Origin of the sequence: Phenylobacterium sp. LjRoot97 (assembly GCF_964254345.1) — a bacterium.
Lineage (GTDB): Bacteria > Pseudomonadota > Alphaproteobacteria > Caulobacterales > Caulobacteraceae > Phenylobacterium.
Genome location: NZ_CAXUTH020000001.1, coordinates 3222635 through 3237030, shown reverse-complemented (window position 1 = coordinate 3237030; position 14396 = coordinate 3222635). Strand labels below are relative to the sequence as shown.

The 14396-nt window shown below is 70.2% G+C and carries 14 protein-coding genes; 10 read left to right on the top strand and 4 right to left on the bottom strand.

All coding sequences use genetic code 11. The features are described from left to right. Positions 1-214: 214 nt before the first annotated feature. The 3 genes from ACSQ2H_RS15930 to ACSQ2H_RS15920 form a co-directional block, all read right to left on the bottom strand. Positions 215-898, bottom strand: a complete 684-nt coding sequence (locus ACSQ2H_RS15930; RefSeq protein WP_436062363.1) for a division plane positioning ATPase MipZ — start codon at positions 896-898, stop codon at positions 215-217. A 166-nt stretch (positions 899-1064) separates the two neighbouring features. Beyond that, entirely contained in the window at positions 1065-1664 is a 600-nt protein-coding gene (locus ACSQ2H_RS15925; protein ID WP_436062362.1) for a hypothetical protein, read from the bottom strand. 21 nt (positions 1665-1685) lie between these two features. Next, complete coding sequence (locus ACSQ2H_RS15920; protein ID WP_436062361.1) at positions 1686-5336, bottom strand: hydantoinase B/oxoprolinase family protein; 3651 nt, start codon at positions 5334-5336, stop codon at positions 1686-1688. Positions 5337-5406: 70 nt separating this feature from the next. Between ACSQ2H_RS15920 and ACSQ2H_RS15915 the strand changes: the two genes are divergently transcribed. From ACSQ2H_RS15915 to ACSQ2H_RS15905, 3 genes are all read left to right on the top strand, one after another. Then, positions 5407-6102 carry a TerB family tellurite resistance protein gene (locus ACSQ2H_RS15915; RefSeq protein ID WP_436062360.1) on the top strand — a complete coding sequence of 232 codons (696 nt, stop codon included), beginning with the start codon at positions 5407-5409 and terminating at the stop codon, positions 6100-6102. A gap of 102 nt (positions 6103-6204) precedes the next feature. Then, positions 6205-6498 (top strand): hypothetical protein, encoded by a 294-nt coding sequence (locus ACSQ2H_RS15910; RefSeq protein ID WP_183774354.1) that lies wholly within the window; start codon positions 6205-6207, stop codon positions 6496-6498. Between the two features lie 11 nt (positions 6499-6509). Further along, positions 6510-6977, top strand: coding sequence for an N-acetyltransferase family protein (locus ACSQ2H_RS15905; RefSeq protein ID WP_436062359.1), 468 nt, complete (start codon positions 6510-6512; stop codon positions 6975-6977). Here ACSQ2H_RS15905 and ACSQ2H_RS15900 read toward each other — a convergent pair. After that, entirely contained in the window at positions 6974-7354 is a 381-nt protein-coding gene (locus ACSQ2H_RS15900) for an energy transducer TonB (protein ID WP_436062358.1), read from the bottom strand. The genes ACSQ2H_RS15905 and ACSQ2H_RS15900 overlap by 4 nt on opposite strands. A gap of 180 nt (positions 7355-7534) precedes the next feature. Here ACSQ2H_RS15900 and ACSQ2H_RS15895 point away from each other — a divergent pair, with 180 nt between their 5' ends. The 7 genes from ACSQ2H_RS15895 (at position 7535) to ACSQ2H_RS15865 (ending at position 14386) form a co-directional block, all read left to right on the top strand. Continuing rightward, on the top strand, positions 7535-7825 hold the full coding sequence (locus ACSQ2H_RS15895; protein WP_056015703.1) for a putative quinol monooxygenase: 291 nt from the start codon (positions 7535-7537) through the stop codon (positions 7823-7825). 5 nt (positions 7826-7830) lie between these two features. Beyond that, a complete protein-coding gene (locus tag ACSQ2H_RS15890) occupies positions 7831-9054 on the top strand; it encodes an acyl-CoA dehydrogenase family protein (RefSeq protein WP_436062357.1) in 1224 nt (407 codons plus the stop codon). 198 nt (positions 9055-9252) lie between these two features. Continuing rightward, the gene (locus ACSQ2H_RS15885; protein ID WP_436062356.1) at positions 9253-10065 is read left to right on the top strand and encodes a DUF2092 domain-containing protein; all 813 of its coding nucleotides are present in this window, start codon (positions 9253-9255) and stop codon (positions 10063-10065) included. Next, positions 10062-10985 carry a hypothetical protein gene (locus ACSQ2H_RS15880; RefSeq protein WP_436062355.1) on the top strand — a complete coding sequence of 308 codons (924 nt, stop codon included), beginning with the start codon at positions 10062-10064 and terminating at the stop codon, positions 10983-10985. Before ACSQ2H_RS15885 ends, ACSQ2H_RS15880 begins: the two co-directional genes overlap by 4 nt. A 7-nt stretch (positions 10986-10992) precedes the next feature. After that, positions 10993-11937 (top strand): tetratricopeptide repeat protein, encoded by a 945-nt coding sequence (locus ACSQ2H_RS15875; RefSeq protein ID WP_436062354.1) that lies wholly within the window; start codon positions 10993-10995, stop codon positions 11935-11937. 59 nt (positions 11938-11996) lie between these two features. Continuing rightward, entirely contained in the window at positions 11997-12629 is a 633-nt protein-coding gene (locus tag ACSQ2H_RS15870) for a TetR/AcrR family transcriptional regulator (protein ID WP_436062353.1), read from the top strand. Positions 12630-12772: 143 nt separating this feature from the next. Beyond that, on the top strand, positions 12773-14386 hold the full coding sequence (locus ACSQ2H_RS15865; protein WP_436062352.1) for a long-chain fatty acid--CoA ligase: 1614 nt from the start codon (positions 12773-12775) through the stop codon (positions 14384-14386). Positions 14387-14396: the final 10 nt, after the last annotated feature.

Sequence of the window (14396 nt, the reverse complement as noted above, 5' to 3'; positions counted from 1 at the left end):
CGTACCGAGGATTCGAAATCTGATCGAATTTCCTCATAGAAATCAGTGCGCAGTTTTGCGCTGCCCGTCGAATTGGCTGCGGCGCCCGAAAATGTCGCTTCTGCGCCACAGATGGCGCGGAATTGTCTTCAACGGCGCGGTATGCTGGAAATTAAGACGTGTAAACGCTGTTCGCCGAGAATCCTGGCGAGCGTTCGGGATTCCGCCAGGCGGACTAGTTTGACGTTTCGGTAGGTTTTGCCACCAAATCGAGCACCGAGGTGAGGTAGGCCTCGGCGTTGGCGCGGGCGGCGGGAACACCGCTGACGCCGCTGGCCTCTAGCTGGTCGAAGCCGCCGCCGACCGCGAACAGGGTGCGGAAGGCTTCCTTCTCGATCAGCGGGGTGGGCAGGATCTCGATCTCGCTGGTCCGCAGCTGGGCGACCACTTCCTTCAGCGAGCGCGGGCGCAGGGCGGCCGGAACCCGGGTCAGAAGGCAGCGATGGGGCAGGGGGCGTCCGGCCCGGCGGCCGAACTGGGTGACCATCTCGGCGGCCTTGATGGCCTGGATCGCCTCGAGCTGCGAGGCGGCGAGCGGGGTGACCACCAGGTCCAGGCGCATGGTGGTGAAGGCCATCGCGCCGCGGACCGAGCCCTCGGTGTCGAGGATCAGCCAGTCGGGCTGCTTGCGCTGCGCCTCACGCAGGGCGTCGCGCATGTCCTCCATCATCGGAGCGGGATGGATGCTGATCTTGTCGGGGCGACCGGGCAGCGAGGCCCAGTGCACCAGCGGCTTGTTGGGATCGGAATCGATCATCGCCACCCGCTGGCCGCGCTCGACGAGGCCGAGGGCGAGCAGCAGCGCCGCGGTGGTTTTTCCCGCGCCACCCTTCGGATTGACAAAGGCGACTGTCGGCAAGCCGGTCTCTCTGTTGGAGCGCCCCCCGGCGGGACCTAGGCGTAAACCATAGCGGTCCGCGGCCGGACTATCGAGCGGGTATGCGGCGCTACTTTGTCCTAGGGGCGGCGGACCCACGCCATCCCGATTTGCGAGGCAAGAACGGGATGACGCCTTTGCCCGGAACCTAGCTGGTCGGGGCTTCGGCCGGAGGCGGGGCCTCGGGGGCGGCGGCGGCTTCCAGCCCGGCGGTCGGGTCGAAGGCGGCGCCGAGCAGCTTGGCGTTCTTCTCCAGGCGTTCGGCGGTCGGGCTGCAGCGGACCGGCAGCGACCAGCTCATCCATTCCTGGGCGAGGCGTGCCTTGGTCAGGTTCGGGGCGCCGGCCCAGACTGCCTGGCCTTTCTTGATCGCCGCCGCGCCGATCGGGCCGAGCGGCCGGATGCTGGCCTTCTCGGCGGTCTCGATGGCGCGCTCGAAGCTCTTGAGGTCCTTGCGGCTCTGCTTCTGCATGTCGGCGTAGACCTTGAGGTCCTCGGCCAGCGAACGGCCCGGCGGACGATAGGTGGTCTCGATGCGGGTCACCTCCGGCATCACCTGATCATGCAGGCTGAGATAGCCGGTGAGCGCGCCGTGGCACCACGAGACCAGCCCATAGTCGTCGCGCGGCGCGCCGACCGGCCAGGGCATGTCCTCGATCCCGTCGGGAGTCGCGGGCGCAGCGGCGGCGGCCGGCTCGGCGGCCTGGTCGACGGCCAGAAGGGCGAGAGCGATGAGTAGCGCTGGCATGGAACCTCGTTGAAGACTGGATCAGGCGGCCGCCCCGAATCCCCCGCCCCCGGGGGTTTCGATCTCGATGATATCGTCAGCCGCGACTGTAAGCGAAAAACAGCCGGGCAGTTCCTTTACCGCGCCGTCGGCGGCGATCAAACGCTGGGCGCCGGGAAGGGCGGCCCCGCCGCCGGCGATCCCCTGGGGCGCGTGGTCGCGGCGCGTGGAGAGCAGCGCGGCCTCCATGGGCGCCAGGAAGCGGATCCGTCGGAACGCACCCTCGCCGCCGCGCCGGGCCCCGTCGCCCGCCGAGCCGCGGCGGATGGCGAAGGCCTCGACCCGCACGGGGAAGCGGCGTTCGAGGATCTCAGGGTCGGTGAGGCGCGAGTTGGTCATGTGGGTGTGGACGGCGCTGGTCCCGGCCTGCCCGGCGGTGGCGCCGGCCCCGCCGCAGATGGTCTCGTAGTACTGGCGGGCCTCGTCGCCGAAGGTGAAGTTGTTCATCGAGCCCTGGGCGTTGGCCATCACGCCCAGCGCAGCATAGAGCGCATCGACGACGTGCTGGCTGGTCTCGACATTGCCGGCGACGACGGCGGCGGGATAGCGCGGGGCCAGCATCGAGCCTTCGCGGGTCAGGATCTTCAGCGGCTCCAGGCAACCGGCGTTCAGCGGGATGTCGTCGTCGACCAGGCTGCGGAAGACGTAGAGCGCGGCGGCGTCGACGATCGCCGACGGGGCGTTGAAGTTCGAGCCGAGCTGCGCGGCCGAGTCGCGGAAGTCCAGCACCGCCTCGCCGGCGGCCGCATCGACGGTTGTGCGCACGACGATCTCGCCGCCGCCGTCCATCGGCACGCGGGCGGTCCCGTCCTTGAGCTTGCCGACAGCGCGGCGGACCGAGGCGGCTGCGTTGGCCTGGACGAAGCCCATATAGGCCGCGACCGCGTCGCCGCCGAAGGTCTCGATCATGCCGCTGACCGCGGCGGCGCCGGCCTGGCAGGCGGCGATCTGGGCCTTGAGGTCGGCGAGATTGCGGTCCGGGGCGCGGGACGGGTAGCGGCCGGCGGTCAGGGCTTGTCGGACCGCGTCCTCCAGGAAGACGCCGCCGCTCATGATCGGCAGGGCGTCGAGCAGCACGCCTTCCTCCTCCAGCGTATGGGAGAACGGCGGCATCGAACCGGGCTGGATGCCGCCGACGTCGGCGTGGTGGCCGCGGGCGGCGACGTAGAAGGCGGGGCGCTCGGCGTCGCCCACGAACACCGGCATGACCACGGTGATGTCGGGCAGGTGGGTGCCGCCGGCATAGGGGTTGTTGAGCGCGAAGGCGTCGCCGGGCTTGAGATCGGCGTGACGGTCCCGGACGGCGCGGACGCTGGCGCCCATCGAGCCGAGATGCACGGGCATGTGCGGGGCGTTGGCGACCAGGCCGCCGTCCAGGTCGAACAGGGCGCAGGAGAAGTCGAGCCGCTCCTTGATGTTCACCGAGTGGGCCGTGCGCTCCAACGCCGCGCCCATCGCCTCGGCCACGCCCATGAAGCGCTTGTTGAAGAGCTCGAGAGTGACGGGATCGGGCTTGTCGAGCGCCATGGCTGCGGCTTTGCGGCGGCCGGCCTGCTCCAGGCGCACCATGCCGTCGGGGCCGGGCGCCGCGGTCCAGCCGGGGGAAAGCGCGATCTGGGTGTCGGCGCGCACGATCAGGGCCGGGCCTTCGGCGGCGGTCAGTTCATCGGCGGCGATCACCGGCGCGTCGTGCCAGACGCCGTGGAAGAACATGCGGGTCATATCCCCTCTCCCTCCGCCCAGCGGGGGGAGAGGGGAGGGTGAGGGGGGGCTCTCGGCAGCGCTGGCGTACCCGAGGGGCGGCGGAGCGTCGCTTCGCGACGCGCCCCTCACCCCGCCCTCTCCCAATGAATGGGGCGAGGGAGATGTTGTCACGCTCACGGCTTCGGCCTCGACCGAGGCGATGACGATCGGTAGGGCGGCCTCGACGAAGCCGAACATCCGCTTGTGTGCGCCTTCGAAAGCCGAGGTCACCTCGGCCAGCGGGCCGAGGGCGACCGGCAGTTCGGCGTCGGCGCCCTCGTAGCGCAGGCGCAGGGTGCGGCGGACCTCGCCGGCGTCCGCGCCCTGCTCGGCGAGGGCGGCGCGGGCGGCGGTCTCGGCCTGTTCGGCCGCGGCCTGGGCGCGGACCAGGCCCTCGGCGTCGAGCCGCGCGCCGAGCCCGACCTGGCGCAGGCTGGCGAGTTGCGCCTGACCGATGCCCCAGGCCGAGAGCACACTGCCGTAGCGCGGGCAGATCACCTGCGAGGGGCCCAGAGCCTCGGCGACCTCGCAGGCGACCTGGCCTGCGGCGCCGCCGAAGGCGGTCAGGGCGTGGTCGCGCGGGTCGAAGCCGCGCTCGGTGGAGATGCGGTCGGTGGCGCGGGCCATCTGCTCGACGGCGATGGCGACGAAGCCCTCGGCGGCGGCCTCGACGCTGGTCGCGCCCATGGCGTCGGCGAGCGTCTGCACCGCGGCGCGGGCGGCGGCGACGTCGAGCGGAGCGTCGGCGTTCGGGCCGAAGATCGCCGGGAAGAAGCGTGGATCGAGCCGGCCGAGCACCAGGTTGGCGTCGGTGACCGTGGCTGGGCCGCCGCGGCCGTAGGCGGCGGGACCGGGATCGGCGCCGGCGCTCTGCGGCCCGACCCGGGCGCGCAGGCCATCGAAGGCGAGGATCGAGCCGCCGCCGGCCGCGACGGTCTCGACGTCGAGCATCGGGCTGCGCAGCTTGACCCCGGCGACCTTGGCGCTGTCGCGGCGTTCCAGCAGGCCGGCGTAGCGGCAGACGTCGGTCGAGGTGCCGCCCATGTCGAAGCCCAGCGCCTGCTCGGCGCCGGCGATCTGGGCGGTGCGGGCGACGCCGACTACGCCGCCGGCCGGGCCGGACACCACCGCGTCGCGGCCGCGGAACGCCTGGGCGTGCACGAGACCGCCGGCCGAGGTCATGAAGTAGAGCGGCGCGCCTTCGACGGCGGTCGCGACCCGCTCGACATAGGCCTGCAGGATCGGGGTCAGGTAGGCGTCGGCGACGGTGGTCTCGGCCCGCGGCACAAAGCGGGGCAGGGGCGAGACCTCGTGGCTGAGGGCGACGAACGGGAAGCCGGCCTCGCGCGCCAGTTCGCCGGCTCGCCGCTCATGGGCGGGATTGAGGTCGGCGTGCAGGAAGGCGATCGCGGCCGAGGCGAATCCCTCGGCCCTGGCCTGACGCAGGCCGGCCATCAGTGCGGCCTCGTCGAGGGTGCGAACGACGGCGCCGTCGGCGGCCAGCCGCTCGGCCGCCTCGACGACGCCGGAATAGAGCGGTTCGGGCCGCTCGATGTTCAGAGCGAAGAGGTCGGGCCGCGCCTGGTCGCCGATGACCAGGGCGTCGGCGAAGCCGGCGGTGACAACCAGCAGGGTCTTGGCGCCGGCGCGCTCCAGCAGAGCGTTGGTCGCCACGGTGGTGCCCATCTTGATCGCCCGGACCCGCGCGGCCGGGAAGGGCTCTCCGGGCGTGACGCTGAGCACCCGGCGCATGGCCTCGACGGCGGCGTCAGCATAGGCGGGCGAGGCCGAGAGCAGCTTCAGGGAGACTTCCTGGCCGTCGTCGGCGCGGGCGATCACGTCGGTGAAGGTGCCGCCGCGATCGATCCAGAAGCTCCAAAGCCTGTCCAAACTGTAACCTTTCGCGGGGGCGATCTGCATTGTCAGGACCGACGCCGGGCCTTACAGCTTGGATACTCCCATGAGCTTCTGGCGCAACATTGCTGGGCTCGCAGTCAAGAAGCCCGATGCGGGCGACTGCGCCGATTGTCCGGCCACCCGGCCGGGCGAGGATCCCGCCTTTTCCACCGCCGTCACCGCGCTGGGCGCGAAGCTGGCCAAGGCCGACGGCCGCGCCAGCATCGGCGAGTTCGACGCCTTTTCGCAGGTGTTCCAGCCGGACGCGGCGTCCGAGCGCAACATCCACCGGCTGTACGACCTGGCCCGCCAGACGACGCGCGGATTCGAGAGCTATGCGCGGCGGCTGGCCAAGCGCTACGCGGGCTGCCCGACCCTGCTTGAGGACGTGCTCGACGGCCTGTTCCACATCGCCGCCGCCGACGGCGTGGTGACCCAGGACGAACTCGAATACCTGGAGCAGGTCTCGGACCTGTTCGGCTTTTCGCCGCTGGTGTTCCGCCGGCTGAAGGCCGTGCACCTGGGGATCGGCGCCGACGACCCATATGGCGTGCTCGACGTGGCGCACGACGCCTCCGACGCCGAGGTCCGCGCGATCTGGAAGGCGGCCCTGTCGGAGGCGCACCCCGACCGGGCCCGCGCCCGCGGCCTGCCCAGCGAGTTCATCGAGGTCGCCGAAGCCAAGTCGGCGGCGATCAACGCCGCGTTCGATGAAATCATGCGCGAACGGCGGGCGATGGCGCTCGAAGGGGCGGCATGATGCGGCCACTTTGTCGTGTTCTGACTGGTTCTCGTTGACGTCGGGGATCGTCCGACCGAATTATCCGTTTAGCCGTAACAAGCGGCGCCCTTGAGGATGCTCATGGTTCGCGAATTCGCCAGGAAGCACGGGTCCACCCTTCGCGGTCTCGCCGCGGTCGGAGGGGCTCTGGCCACCGTCGCCGCCATCGCGGTCGGCGCGGTGCTCGCCGTCTTCTTTGCGGCCACGGTGGTGGTGATCGCGGTCATGGCCTCGGCGCTGCTGGCGCTCGCGGGCCTCGCCCTGCGCGCCAAGAAGGCCCGGGCCACCCGCCGCGACGACGGCGTCATCGAAGCGCGCCACCTGGGCGGCCACCACTGGGTGGCCTACGGCTGGAACGAGCGCCAGGGCCGCTAGGGCCCGACCCCATGTACCTCCTGAGGTCCTTCCGCCCCGGCGACGAAGCCGGGGTGGTCGCCGTGCTGGACGACACCTTCGAGTCCACCTGGGGGCCGCAGCTGCGCCCCGAGGTCCTGGCCCGCCGCCGCCGCGCGCAGCCGGCGAGGGCCTACGTCGCCGAAAAGGGCGCGGCCTTCGTGCTGGCGGTCGAGGACGACCAGATCCTCGGCATGGTTCACTGGGACGGCGACTTCGTCCACGCCCTGCACGTCGCCGGCGCGGCCCAGCGGCGCGGCGTCGGGCGGGCGTTGCTGGCCCACGCCGAGCAGGCGATGGCCGCGGCGGGAGAGAGCTCGGCCCGGCTGGAGACCGACACCTTCAACACCCGCTCGCGGGCGTTCTACGCCGCGCTCGGCTATCGCGAGATCGACAGCTATCCCGACCTTGCGTGGGAGAGCGGCCTGACGACGCTGCTGCTGGAAAAGCCGCTCGGTTAGCGCGGCGGCAGGGAGAAGCGCATCGGGAAGACGGCGACGGTCCCGGGGGCGGCCGTTTCGTCCGGAGGGGCCGTGAAGCGCATGATGCAGCCAAGCTTGGCTGCGGCGTCCCCGAAGCCATGGCCCGGCTTGTCCTCTTCCAGCCAGGTGCAGGAGGTCGGGCGGCGCTTTTCGTCGAGGCGGCATTGGGTGATGGCGGCGCCTTCGATGCCCTGGCGCTGCGCCGCCGCGGGATAGTAGCGCGGCGGCGGCTTGCCTTTGCAGGTCCACCAGGGGTTCGAAGTCGGCAGTTCGGCCGGGAGAATTTGCGGTCCCTTGGCGAGCGCCGGTCCGGCGGCCAACAGCGCGAGCATGGCGCCTGCTGCGTAGATGTTCATGCTGGGCCCCGCCTCTTGCGGCGACGTCATAGCCAAACGCGTCAGCGCGCGCCACTGGACGGTCGGCCGGTTCCTGCGACCTCGCCGCGATTACCTGCCGCTGAATGGGCCTAACGGCGCCTTGCGGGAGGCTGACGGCGCCACTAGGCTCCCATTCAAACAATCGTTGGGAGAAACGGCATGATCGGCGTGGTGGCGACCCTCAAGGTCCAGGACGGCAAGCAATCCGAGTTCGAGGCGATCTTCATCGATCTCGCCAAGCAGGTCCGGGCCAACGAGCCGGGCAACATCGCCTACCAGCTGACCAAGAGCCGCACCGACCCGACCGTCTACAAGGTGCTGGAGCTCTACAAGGACGAGGACGCCCTGAAGGCTCACGGCGGCACCGACTACTTCAAGGCCGCCGGCGCCAAGATGGGCCCCTGCATGGGCGGCCGTCCCGAGATCGAATACCTCGACGCCGTGGAGTAGGCGCCATGGACCTCGAATTCTCGAAGGAAGACCTGGCGTTCCGTGACGAGGTTCGGGCCTTTATCGCCGAGGCCTTCGACGACGACATGCGCGCGCGTTCCGCGCAGTCGAAGAACGCCCATATCGACAAGGCGGGCCAGGTCCGCTGGCTGAAGCGCCTGAACGACAAGGGCTGGATCGCGCCCGATTGGCCGAAGGAATACGGCGGAACCGGCTGGAGCCACGCCCAGAAGTACATCTTCGACATGGAGATGGCCCTGGCCGGCGCGCCGTCGACCTCGAACATGGGGCTCAAGATGTGCGCCCCGGTGGTGATGGCGTTCGGGACCCCCGAGCAGAAGGCTCAGCACCTACCGAAGATCCTCTCCACCGACGTCTGGTGGTGCCAGGGCTATTCCGAACCCGGCTCGGGCTCGGACCTCGCCTCGCTGTCCATGAAAGCTGAGAGGGACGGTGATTATTACGTCCTAAACGGTTCAAAAATTTGGACAACTTACGCGCAGTGGGCCGACTGGATGTTCTGCCTGGTGCGGACCTCCAGCGAGGATATCCGGCAGAAGGGCATCTCGTTCCTGCTGCTGGAGATGAACACGCCGGGCATCACCATCGTGCCGCTGCCGACCCTGGACGGCCCGCCCGAGGGCGACCAGGAGATCAACCAGGTGTTCTTCGAGAACGTCCGGGTGCCGGTCGCCAACCGGATCGGCGAGGAAGGCCAGGGCTGGACCTACGCCAAGTACCTGCTGCAGTTCGAGCGCGGCAATCCGTATGCGGCGGGCCTGACCAACCAGCTCAACAAGGTGCGCAAGATCGCCAGCCTGGAGCCGTCGGACGGCGGCGGGCGGATGATCGACGACCCGGACTTCCGCAAGAAGCTGAGCGAGATGCAGATCAAGGTGGACGTGCTGAACGCCACCGAGCTGCGGATGTTCTCGGCGCGCTCCTCGGGCGAGGCGATGGGGGCGGCGTCCTCGATGCTGAAGCTGGAGGGCAGCCAGGCCCAGCAGGCGGTGACCGAGCTGGCGCTGGAAGCGGCGGGGATCTACGCCCAGCCGTTCGTGCGCGACACCTGGGCCGAGATCCGCGGCGAGCGCAACGAACCGCGGGCCGGTCCGGACTACGCAGCGACCATCGCCCCGACCTACTTCAACTACCGCAAGACCTCGATCTATGCGGGGTCGAACGAGATCCAGCACAACATCATGGCCAAGATGGTGCTGGGGCTGTAGCCGGAGATTTCATGGGGTTGCGGTTTCGGTCGCAATCCCATGAATCTGCTGCAATATTTGTGTTTCGGGCCGCGCTGATCCGGTCGGCCGCCTCCTGGATTTCCCTCTCCCAGCCTAGCTAGTTTCCCCGATATCGACGGTCGGGGGCGGAGCCTAACGTGCCGCTTGTGGGGTGACCTGCGAGAGGGACGTAGCCGCATGCGACGGGTGTCTGGGGTGGTTCGTAGGATCGGGCTGGGCCGCATCGCGGCGGCCGGTCTTTGTGTCGGTCTTGCCGGCGGCGCGCCGGCGCTGGCCCAGCAACCCGCGACGCCGCCCGCGGCCGCAGCGCCCGCCCGGGTCGATCCGGCGGCGGTGCAGGCGCTCAGCCAGATGAGCGCCTTCCTCCAATCGCTCTCGACCTTTGCGCTGAAGACCGACACCAGCCTGGAGGTCGTCACCAACGACGATCAGAAGATCCAGCTGGTCGGCACCGCGTCGTACAAGGTCCGCAAGCCCGACGCCTTCGTGGTCGACGTGGTCAGCTCCAGCTGGAACCGCCGCTACATCTACGCCGGCGGCCAGTTCACGGTGTACGCCCCGGAGCTGGGCTACTACGCGACCGTGCCGAGCCAGGCGACGATCCAGGCCACGATCGCCGACGTGGCGACCCGGTTCGGGATATCCATGCCGCTCGACGACCTCTTCCGTTGGAGTAGTCCGGGCGGACGCGAGGCGGCGTTGGACTCCGCCTTCCTGGTGGGCGCCGAGGTCCTCGACGGCGTCAAGACCAACCACTACGCGTTCCGCGAGGGCCAAATCGACTGGCAGGTCTGGATCCAGCAGGGCGCCCAGCCGCTGCCGCGCCGGGTGGTGATCATCGACCGCCGCGACAAGACCAATCCGGCCTACATCGCAAACCTAACCTGGACGCTGAACCCTCCGCTCACCGACGCCGACTTCGCGTTCCAGCCGGGTAAGGGCGCGACCCGGATCCGCATCGATCAGCCAACCCCGGGAGACGCGCAATGAGCAACCTCAAGCGCCTGGGCCTGGCCGCGGCCCTGATCGCGACTGGCGTCCTCATGGCCGACCAGGCGCTGGCCCGTGGCGGCCGCGGTGGCGGCGGCGGCGGCTTTGGCGGCGGCGGCGGCCGGGGCGGCGGCGGGTTCGGCGGCGGAGGCGGCGGCTTCAGCGCGGGCGGCGGCGTCCGCGGCGGCGGCGCGACCAGCATCGGCGGCGGCGGCTACAACGGCGGTCGCGGGTCGAGCGGCTTCACCCGGCCTTCCGGCGGGGCCGGCGGGGTCGGCGCGGCGGGGCGGCCGAGCGGCGGCGCGGGAATCGCCACGCGGCCCAGCGGCGGCCCGGGAGGTCCGGGCGGCATCGGCGGTCCTGGGGGCGTCGGCGGCCCAGGCGGCGTCGGGGGACCGGGCGGCGTCGGCGGTCCTGGCCGGCCTGGCGGCATCGGCGGCCCGGGCGGCCCGGGCGGCCCAGGGGGCGTCGGCGGCATAGGCGGAGTCGGGGGCGTGGGCGGCGTCGGCGGGCCAGGACGACCGGGCGGCATCGGCGGCGCCGGCGGCATCGGCAACGGCGGCAACATCAACGCCGGCAACAACGTCAATATCGACATCGACGGCGGCTGGGGCGGCTGGGTGGACTATCCCTTCCTGGCCGGCGCGGCGTTCGCCTGGACCACCGCGGCGGTGGTCGGATCGATGTACTACGCGCTGCCGCACGGCTGCGGGCCCTACTCGTGGGGCGGCTACGGCTACTACTATTGCGGCGGCGCCTATTATGAGCCCCGCTACGAGGGCGACACCGTGGTCTATGTCACGGTTCCGGACCCGTCGGGCGGCAAGCAGCCTCCGCCCAGCGAGGCGAGTGCGCCGGCCGCCGCGGCGCCGACGCCGACCCCGTCGCCCACCCCGCCGCCGACGTCGCCGAAGGAGTAGGACGACCGTGGCCCTCTTCCATGCCGTCGCGATGCTCCTGGCGCTGCAAGCCCCCGCGCAGACCTCGTCGCAGCCCTTGCCGGACACGGTGAACGCCAGCCCGGCCGTGCAGGAGGCGCTGAAGAAGGTCGACGCCGGCGACCTGGCGCCGCTGATCAAGCTGGCCGACGGCGGCGACGCCGACGCGCAGTACTATGCGGGCGTGGTGTTCCTGTTCGGCCGCGGCGCGGTCCCCAAGGATCCGGCGCGCGGCTGCGCCTATGAAGAGAAGGCGTCCGCCACCCGCGGGGACGCGATGCACCTGGTCGGCATGTGCCACCAGAGCGGGGCGGCCGGCGCGCCGGACAAGGCCAAGGCCGAAGCGGCCTACACCCGTGCGACCGCGATGGGCTTCACCAAGTCGAAGTGCGCCCTGGGCCAGATGCTGATGGCCGATCCTCAGAGCGCCGCGCGCGGCCTGCAGCTGTGCAAGGAGGCCGCGGACGCTGGGGACGCGGACGCCCAGGCGGCGGTGGGCAACGCCTATTTCAACGGGACCGCCGGCGGCGAGCGCGACCTGAAGTCGGCGCGGACCTGGTACGAGAAAGCCGCCAAGCAGAACAACCTCGACGCCTCGCGGCGGCTGGGCGAGATGTACGCCAAGGGCGACGGCGGCCCGAAGGACGAGAAGAAGGCCATGGAACTGTGGACCGCCGGCGAGAAGGCCGGCGATCCGCTGGTGTCGATCCTGGTCGCCGACCAGCTGTTCTCTGAGATCTCCGGCGGCCGCAAGCCTGGGCCGGGGACCTACGCCTTCCGGGGCGGGGTGCCGACCAAGGACATCGAAGTGATCGAAGAGTGGTATCGCCAGGCCAAGACGAAAGATCCGCGCCCGGACGTGCAGGCGAGGGCCGACTATGCGCTGTCGATCCTCTCGGGGCTCAAGTCCGCCGCCAATGTGAAGAAGCGCTAGCCTGCGGTTCCCCTGCGTCGGGCTTGGGTATCGCGGCTCGTGCGGATAACTGTGGAGCCATGAGCACGGTCCCGCGGCGCCCCCGCCGCACGCAGCAACAACGGTCCGCCGACACGCGCCAGGCGCTGCTGGAGGGGGCCGTTCGGGTCATCTACGAGCGGGGATACGCCGGCGCGACGACGGCGGTCATCGCGCAGGAAGCGGGGATCACCCGCGGCAGCATCATCTTCCATTTCAGCACCCGCGCGCAGTTCATGGCCGAGGTGCTGCGCGCGATCTTCGAGGAAGAGCGCGAGGAATATGCGCGGCTCGAGCGCGATCTCAACCTCGGCTTCCAGGCCGAGGACTGGATCGAGATGTGCTGGCGTGTGCTGAGCCGGCCGTCCGGCGTCGCCTTCCTGGAGATCCAGATGGCGGCGCGCAGCGACCCTGAGCTCGCCGAACAGGTGGCGAGCGTCAGCTCCGGACTCGAGCAGATCGGCGTCGAGTTCCTCAGTGAACGGTTCAAGGGCGACGTCGACGGCACGCTCGCGGCGATCCGTCTGGTCGTGTGGGCGATCCGCGGCTTTTCGATCGGCAAGATGATCCTTCCCGACTGGGATGCGCAGGACCGGCCGGTGGAAATGTTCAAGGACATGTTCCGGGCCGGGGTGAAGGCCGGCGCCTTCGGCCCGAAGCCGGTCAAAGCCTGACGATCGCCGCCGTCCGCGACGCCGTGATTTTCCCGCCGACGTCGTTCATTGTTGAACGCTCGGGCGATCTATGACTAAAGTTGATCGTATGTGATGCAAAATGCGCGCGGCCATCGAAGCCAGCGCCGGCGGAGGAAGTGTCGATGGTTCCGGGGCTGATGCAGCCGACGCAGCTGCAGATCGCCAGCATTCTTCGGTATGCGCAGCAGGCGCATGGCGGCCGCGAGATCGTCTCGCGCCAGATCGAGGAGCCGGTCTGGCGCTATGACTATGCGCGCTTCGCCAAGCGCGTGGAGCGGGCGGCCAAGGCGTTGCAGCGCCTGGGCGTCAAGCCGGGAGACCGGGTCACGTCGCTGGCCTGGAACACCCATCGGCACCTGGAGCTGTTCTATGCCGTCACCGGCATTGGGGCGGTGCTGCACACGGCCAATCCGCGGCTGTTCGACGAGCAGATCGCCTACACCGTCAATCACGCCGAGAGCGGGGTGCTGCTGTTCGAGCGCAACCTGGCGCCGGTGGTGGAGCGCCTGGGCTCGCAGTTGGCCACGGTGCGCGCGCGGGTCAGCCTGACGGCCGAGCCGATGGCCGGCGCGCTTTGCTACGAGGACCTGATCGCGGCCGAGGAGGACGGCTTCGACTGGCCGGTGTTCGACGAGAACTCAGGCGCTTTCCTTTGCTACACCTCGGGCACGACGGGCGATCCGAAGGGCGTGCTCTACTCGCACCGCGCGGTGGTGCTGCACGCGATGGGCGCGGGGCTCAACGCGGCCTTCGGGTTCACGGCGTTCGACGTGGTGCTGCCGTGCTCGTCGCTCTACCACGCCACCGCCTGGGGCCTGCCGTTCGTGGCCCCGATGTGCGGCGCCAAGCTGGTGCTGCCGGCCGACAAGATGGACGGCGCCAGCCTGCAGGAGCTGATCGCCCACGAGGGCGTGACCTTCACCGGCGGCGTGCCGACCATCTGGACCATGTACCTGGCGCACCTGGAGCAGACCGGCGAGACGCCCGGCGCGCTGAAGCGGGTGATGATCGGCGGGTCGGCCGTGCCGCGCGCCATGGCCGAGGCGCTGAAGAGCCGCTACGGCGTCGACACCCTGCAGATCTGGGGCATGACCGAGACCGCGCCGATGGGCGTCATCTCCTCGCCGACCCCGGCCCTGGCCGAGCTGGGCGAGGAGGAGATGCTGGAGACCATCTGGTCGCGGCAGGGCCGCCTGCAGTACGGCGTCGAGTTGCGCATCGTCGACGAAGCCGGGCAGGTGCTGGCCTGGGACGGCGAGACGCCGGGGGCGCTGCAGGTGCGCGGCCCCTGGGTGGTGCAGCGCTACTTCCGGCAGGATCGCGATGCGGCCGGGCCGGACGGCTGGTTCGACACCGGCGACGTGGCGACGATCGACGCGAACGGCTTCATGCGGATCACCGACCGGACCAAGGACGTCATCAAGTCGGGCGGCGAGTGGATCAGCTCGATCGACCTGGAGAACGTCGCGGTCGGCTGTCCGGGCGTGAAGATCGCCGCGGTGGTCGGCGTGCATCATCCCAAGTGGGAGGAGCGGCCGATCCTGGTGGTCGAGCCCCACGACGGCGCCGAGGTCACCGCCGACCAGATGCGCGAGTACCTGGCGCCGCGGATCGCCAAGTGGTGGACGCCGGACGACGTGGTCTTCGCCAGGGTGCCGCTGACCGCCACCGGCAAGATCGACAAGAAGGTGCTGCGCGAAGCCTACCGCGAGCACCTGACCAGCAAGAAATCCTGACAGTTCTTCG

Coding starts and splice junctions, on each gene's coding strand:
- ACSQ2H_RS15925 (WP_436062362.1), bottom strand. CDS start 1,664: ATGCCAGCGCTACTCATCGCTCTCGCCCTTCTGGCCGTCGACCAGGCC.
- ACSQ2H_RS15915 (WP_436062360.1), top strand. CDS start 5,407: ATGAGCTTCTGGCGCAACATTGCTGGGCTCGCAGTCAAGAAGCCCGAT.
- ACSQ2H_RS15910 (WP_183774354.1), top strand. CDS start 6,205: ATGGTTCGCGAATTCGCCAGGAAGCACGGGTCCACCCTTCGCGGTCTC.
- ACSQ2H_RS15905 (WP_436062359.1), top strand. CDS start 6,510: ATGTACCTCCTGAGGTCCTTCCGCCCCGGCGACGAAGCCGGGGTGGTC.
- ACSQ2H_RS15900 (WP_436062358.1), bottom strand. CDS start 7,354: ATGAACATCTACGCAGCAGGCGCCATGCTCGCGCTGTTGGCCGCCGGA.
- ACSQ2H_RS15895 (WP_056015703.1), top strand. CDS start 7,535: ATGATCGGCGTGGTGGCGACCCTCAAGGTCCAGGACGGCAAGCAATCC.
- ACSQ2H_RS15890 (WP_436062357.1), top strand. CDS start 7,831: ATGGACCTCGAATTCTCGAAGGAAGACCTGGCGTTCCGTGACGAGGTT.
- ACSQ2H_RS15885 (WP_436062356.1), top strand. CDS start 9,253: ATGCGACGGGTGTCTGGGGTGGTTCGTAGGATCGGGCTGGGCCGCATC.
- ACSQ2H_RS15880 (WP_436062355.1), top strand. CDS start 10,062: ATGAGCAACCTCAAGCGCCTGGGCCTGGCCGCGGCCCTGATCGCGACT.
- ACSQ2H_RS15870 (WP_436062353.1), top strand. CDS start 11,997: ATGAGCACGGTCCCGCGGCGCCCCCGCCGCACGCAGCAACAACGGTCC.
- ACSQ2H_RS15865 (WP_436062352.1), top strand. CDS start 12,773: ATGGTTCCGGGGCTGATGCAGCCGACGCAGCTGCAGATCGCCAGCATT.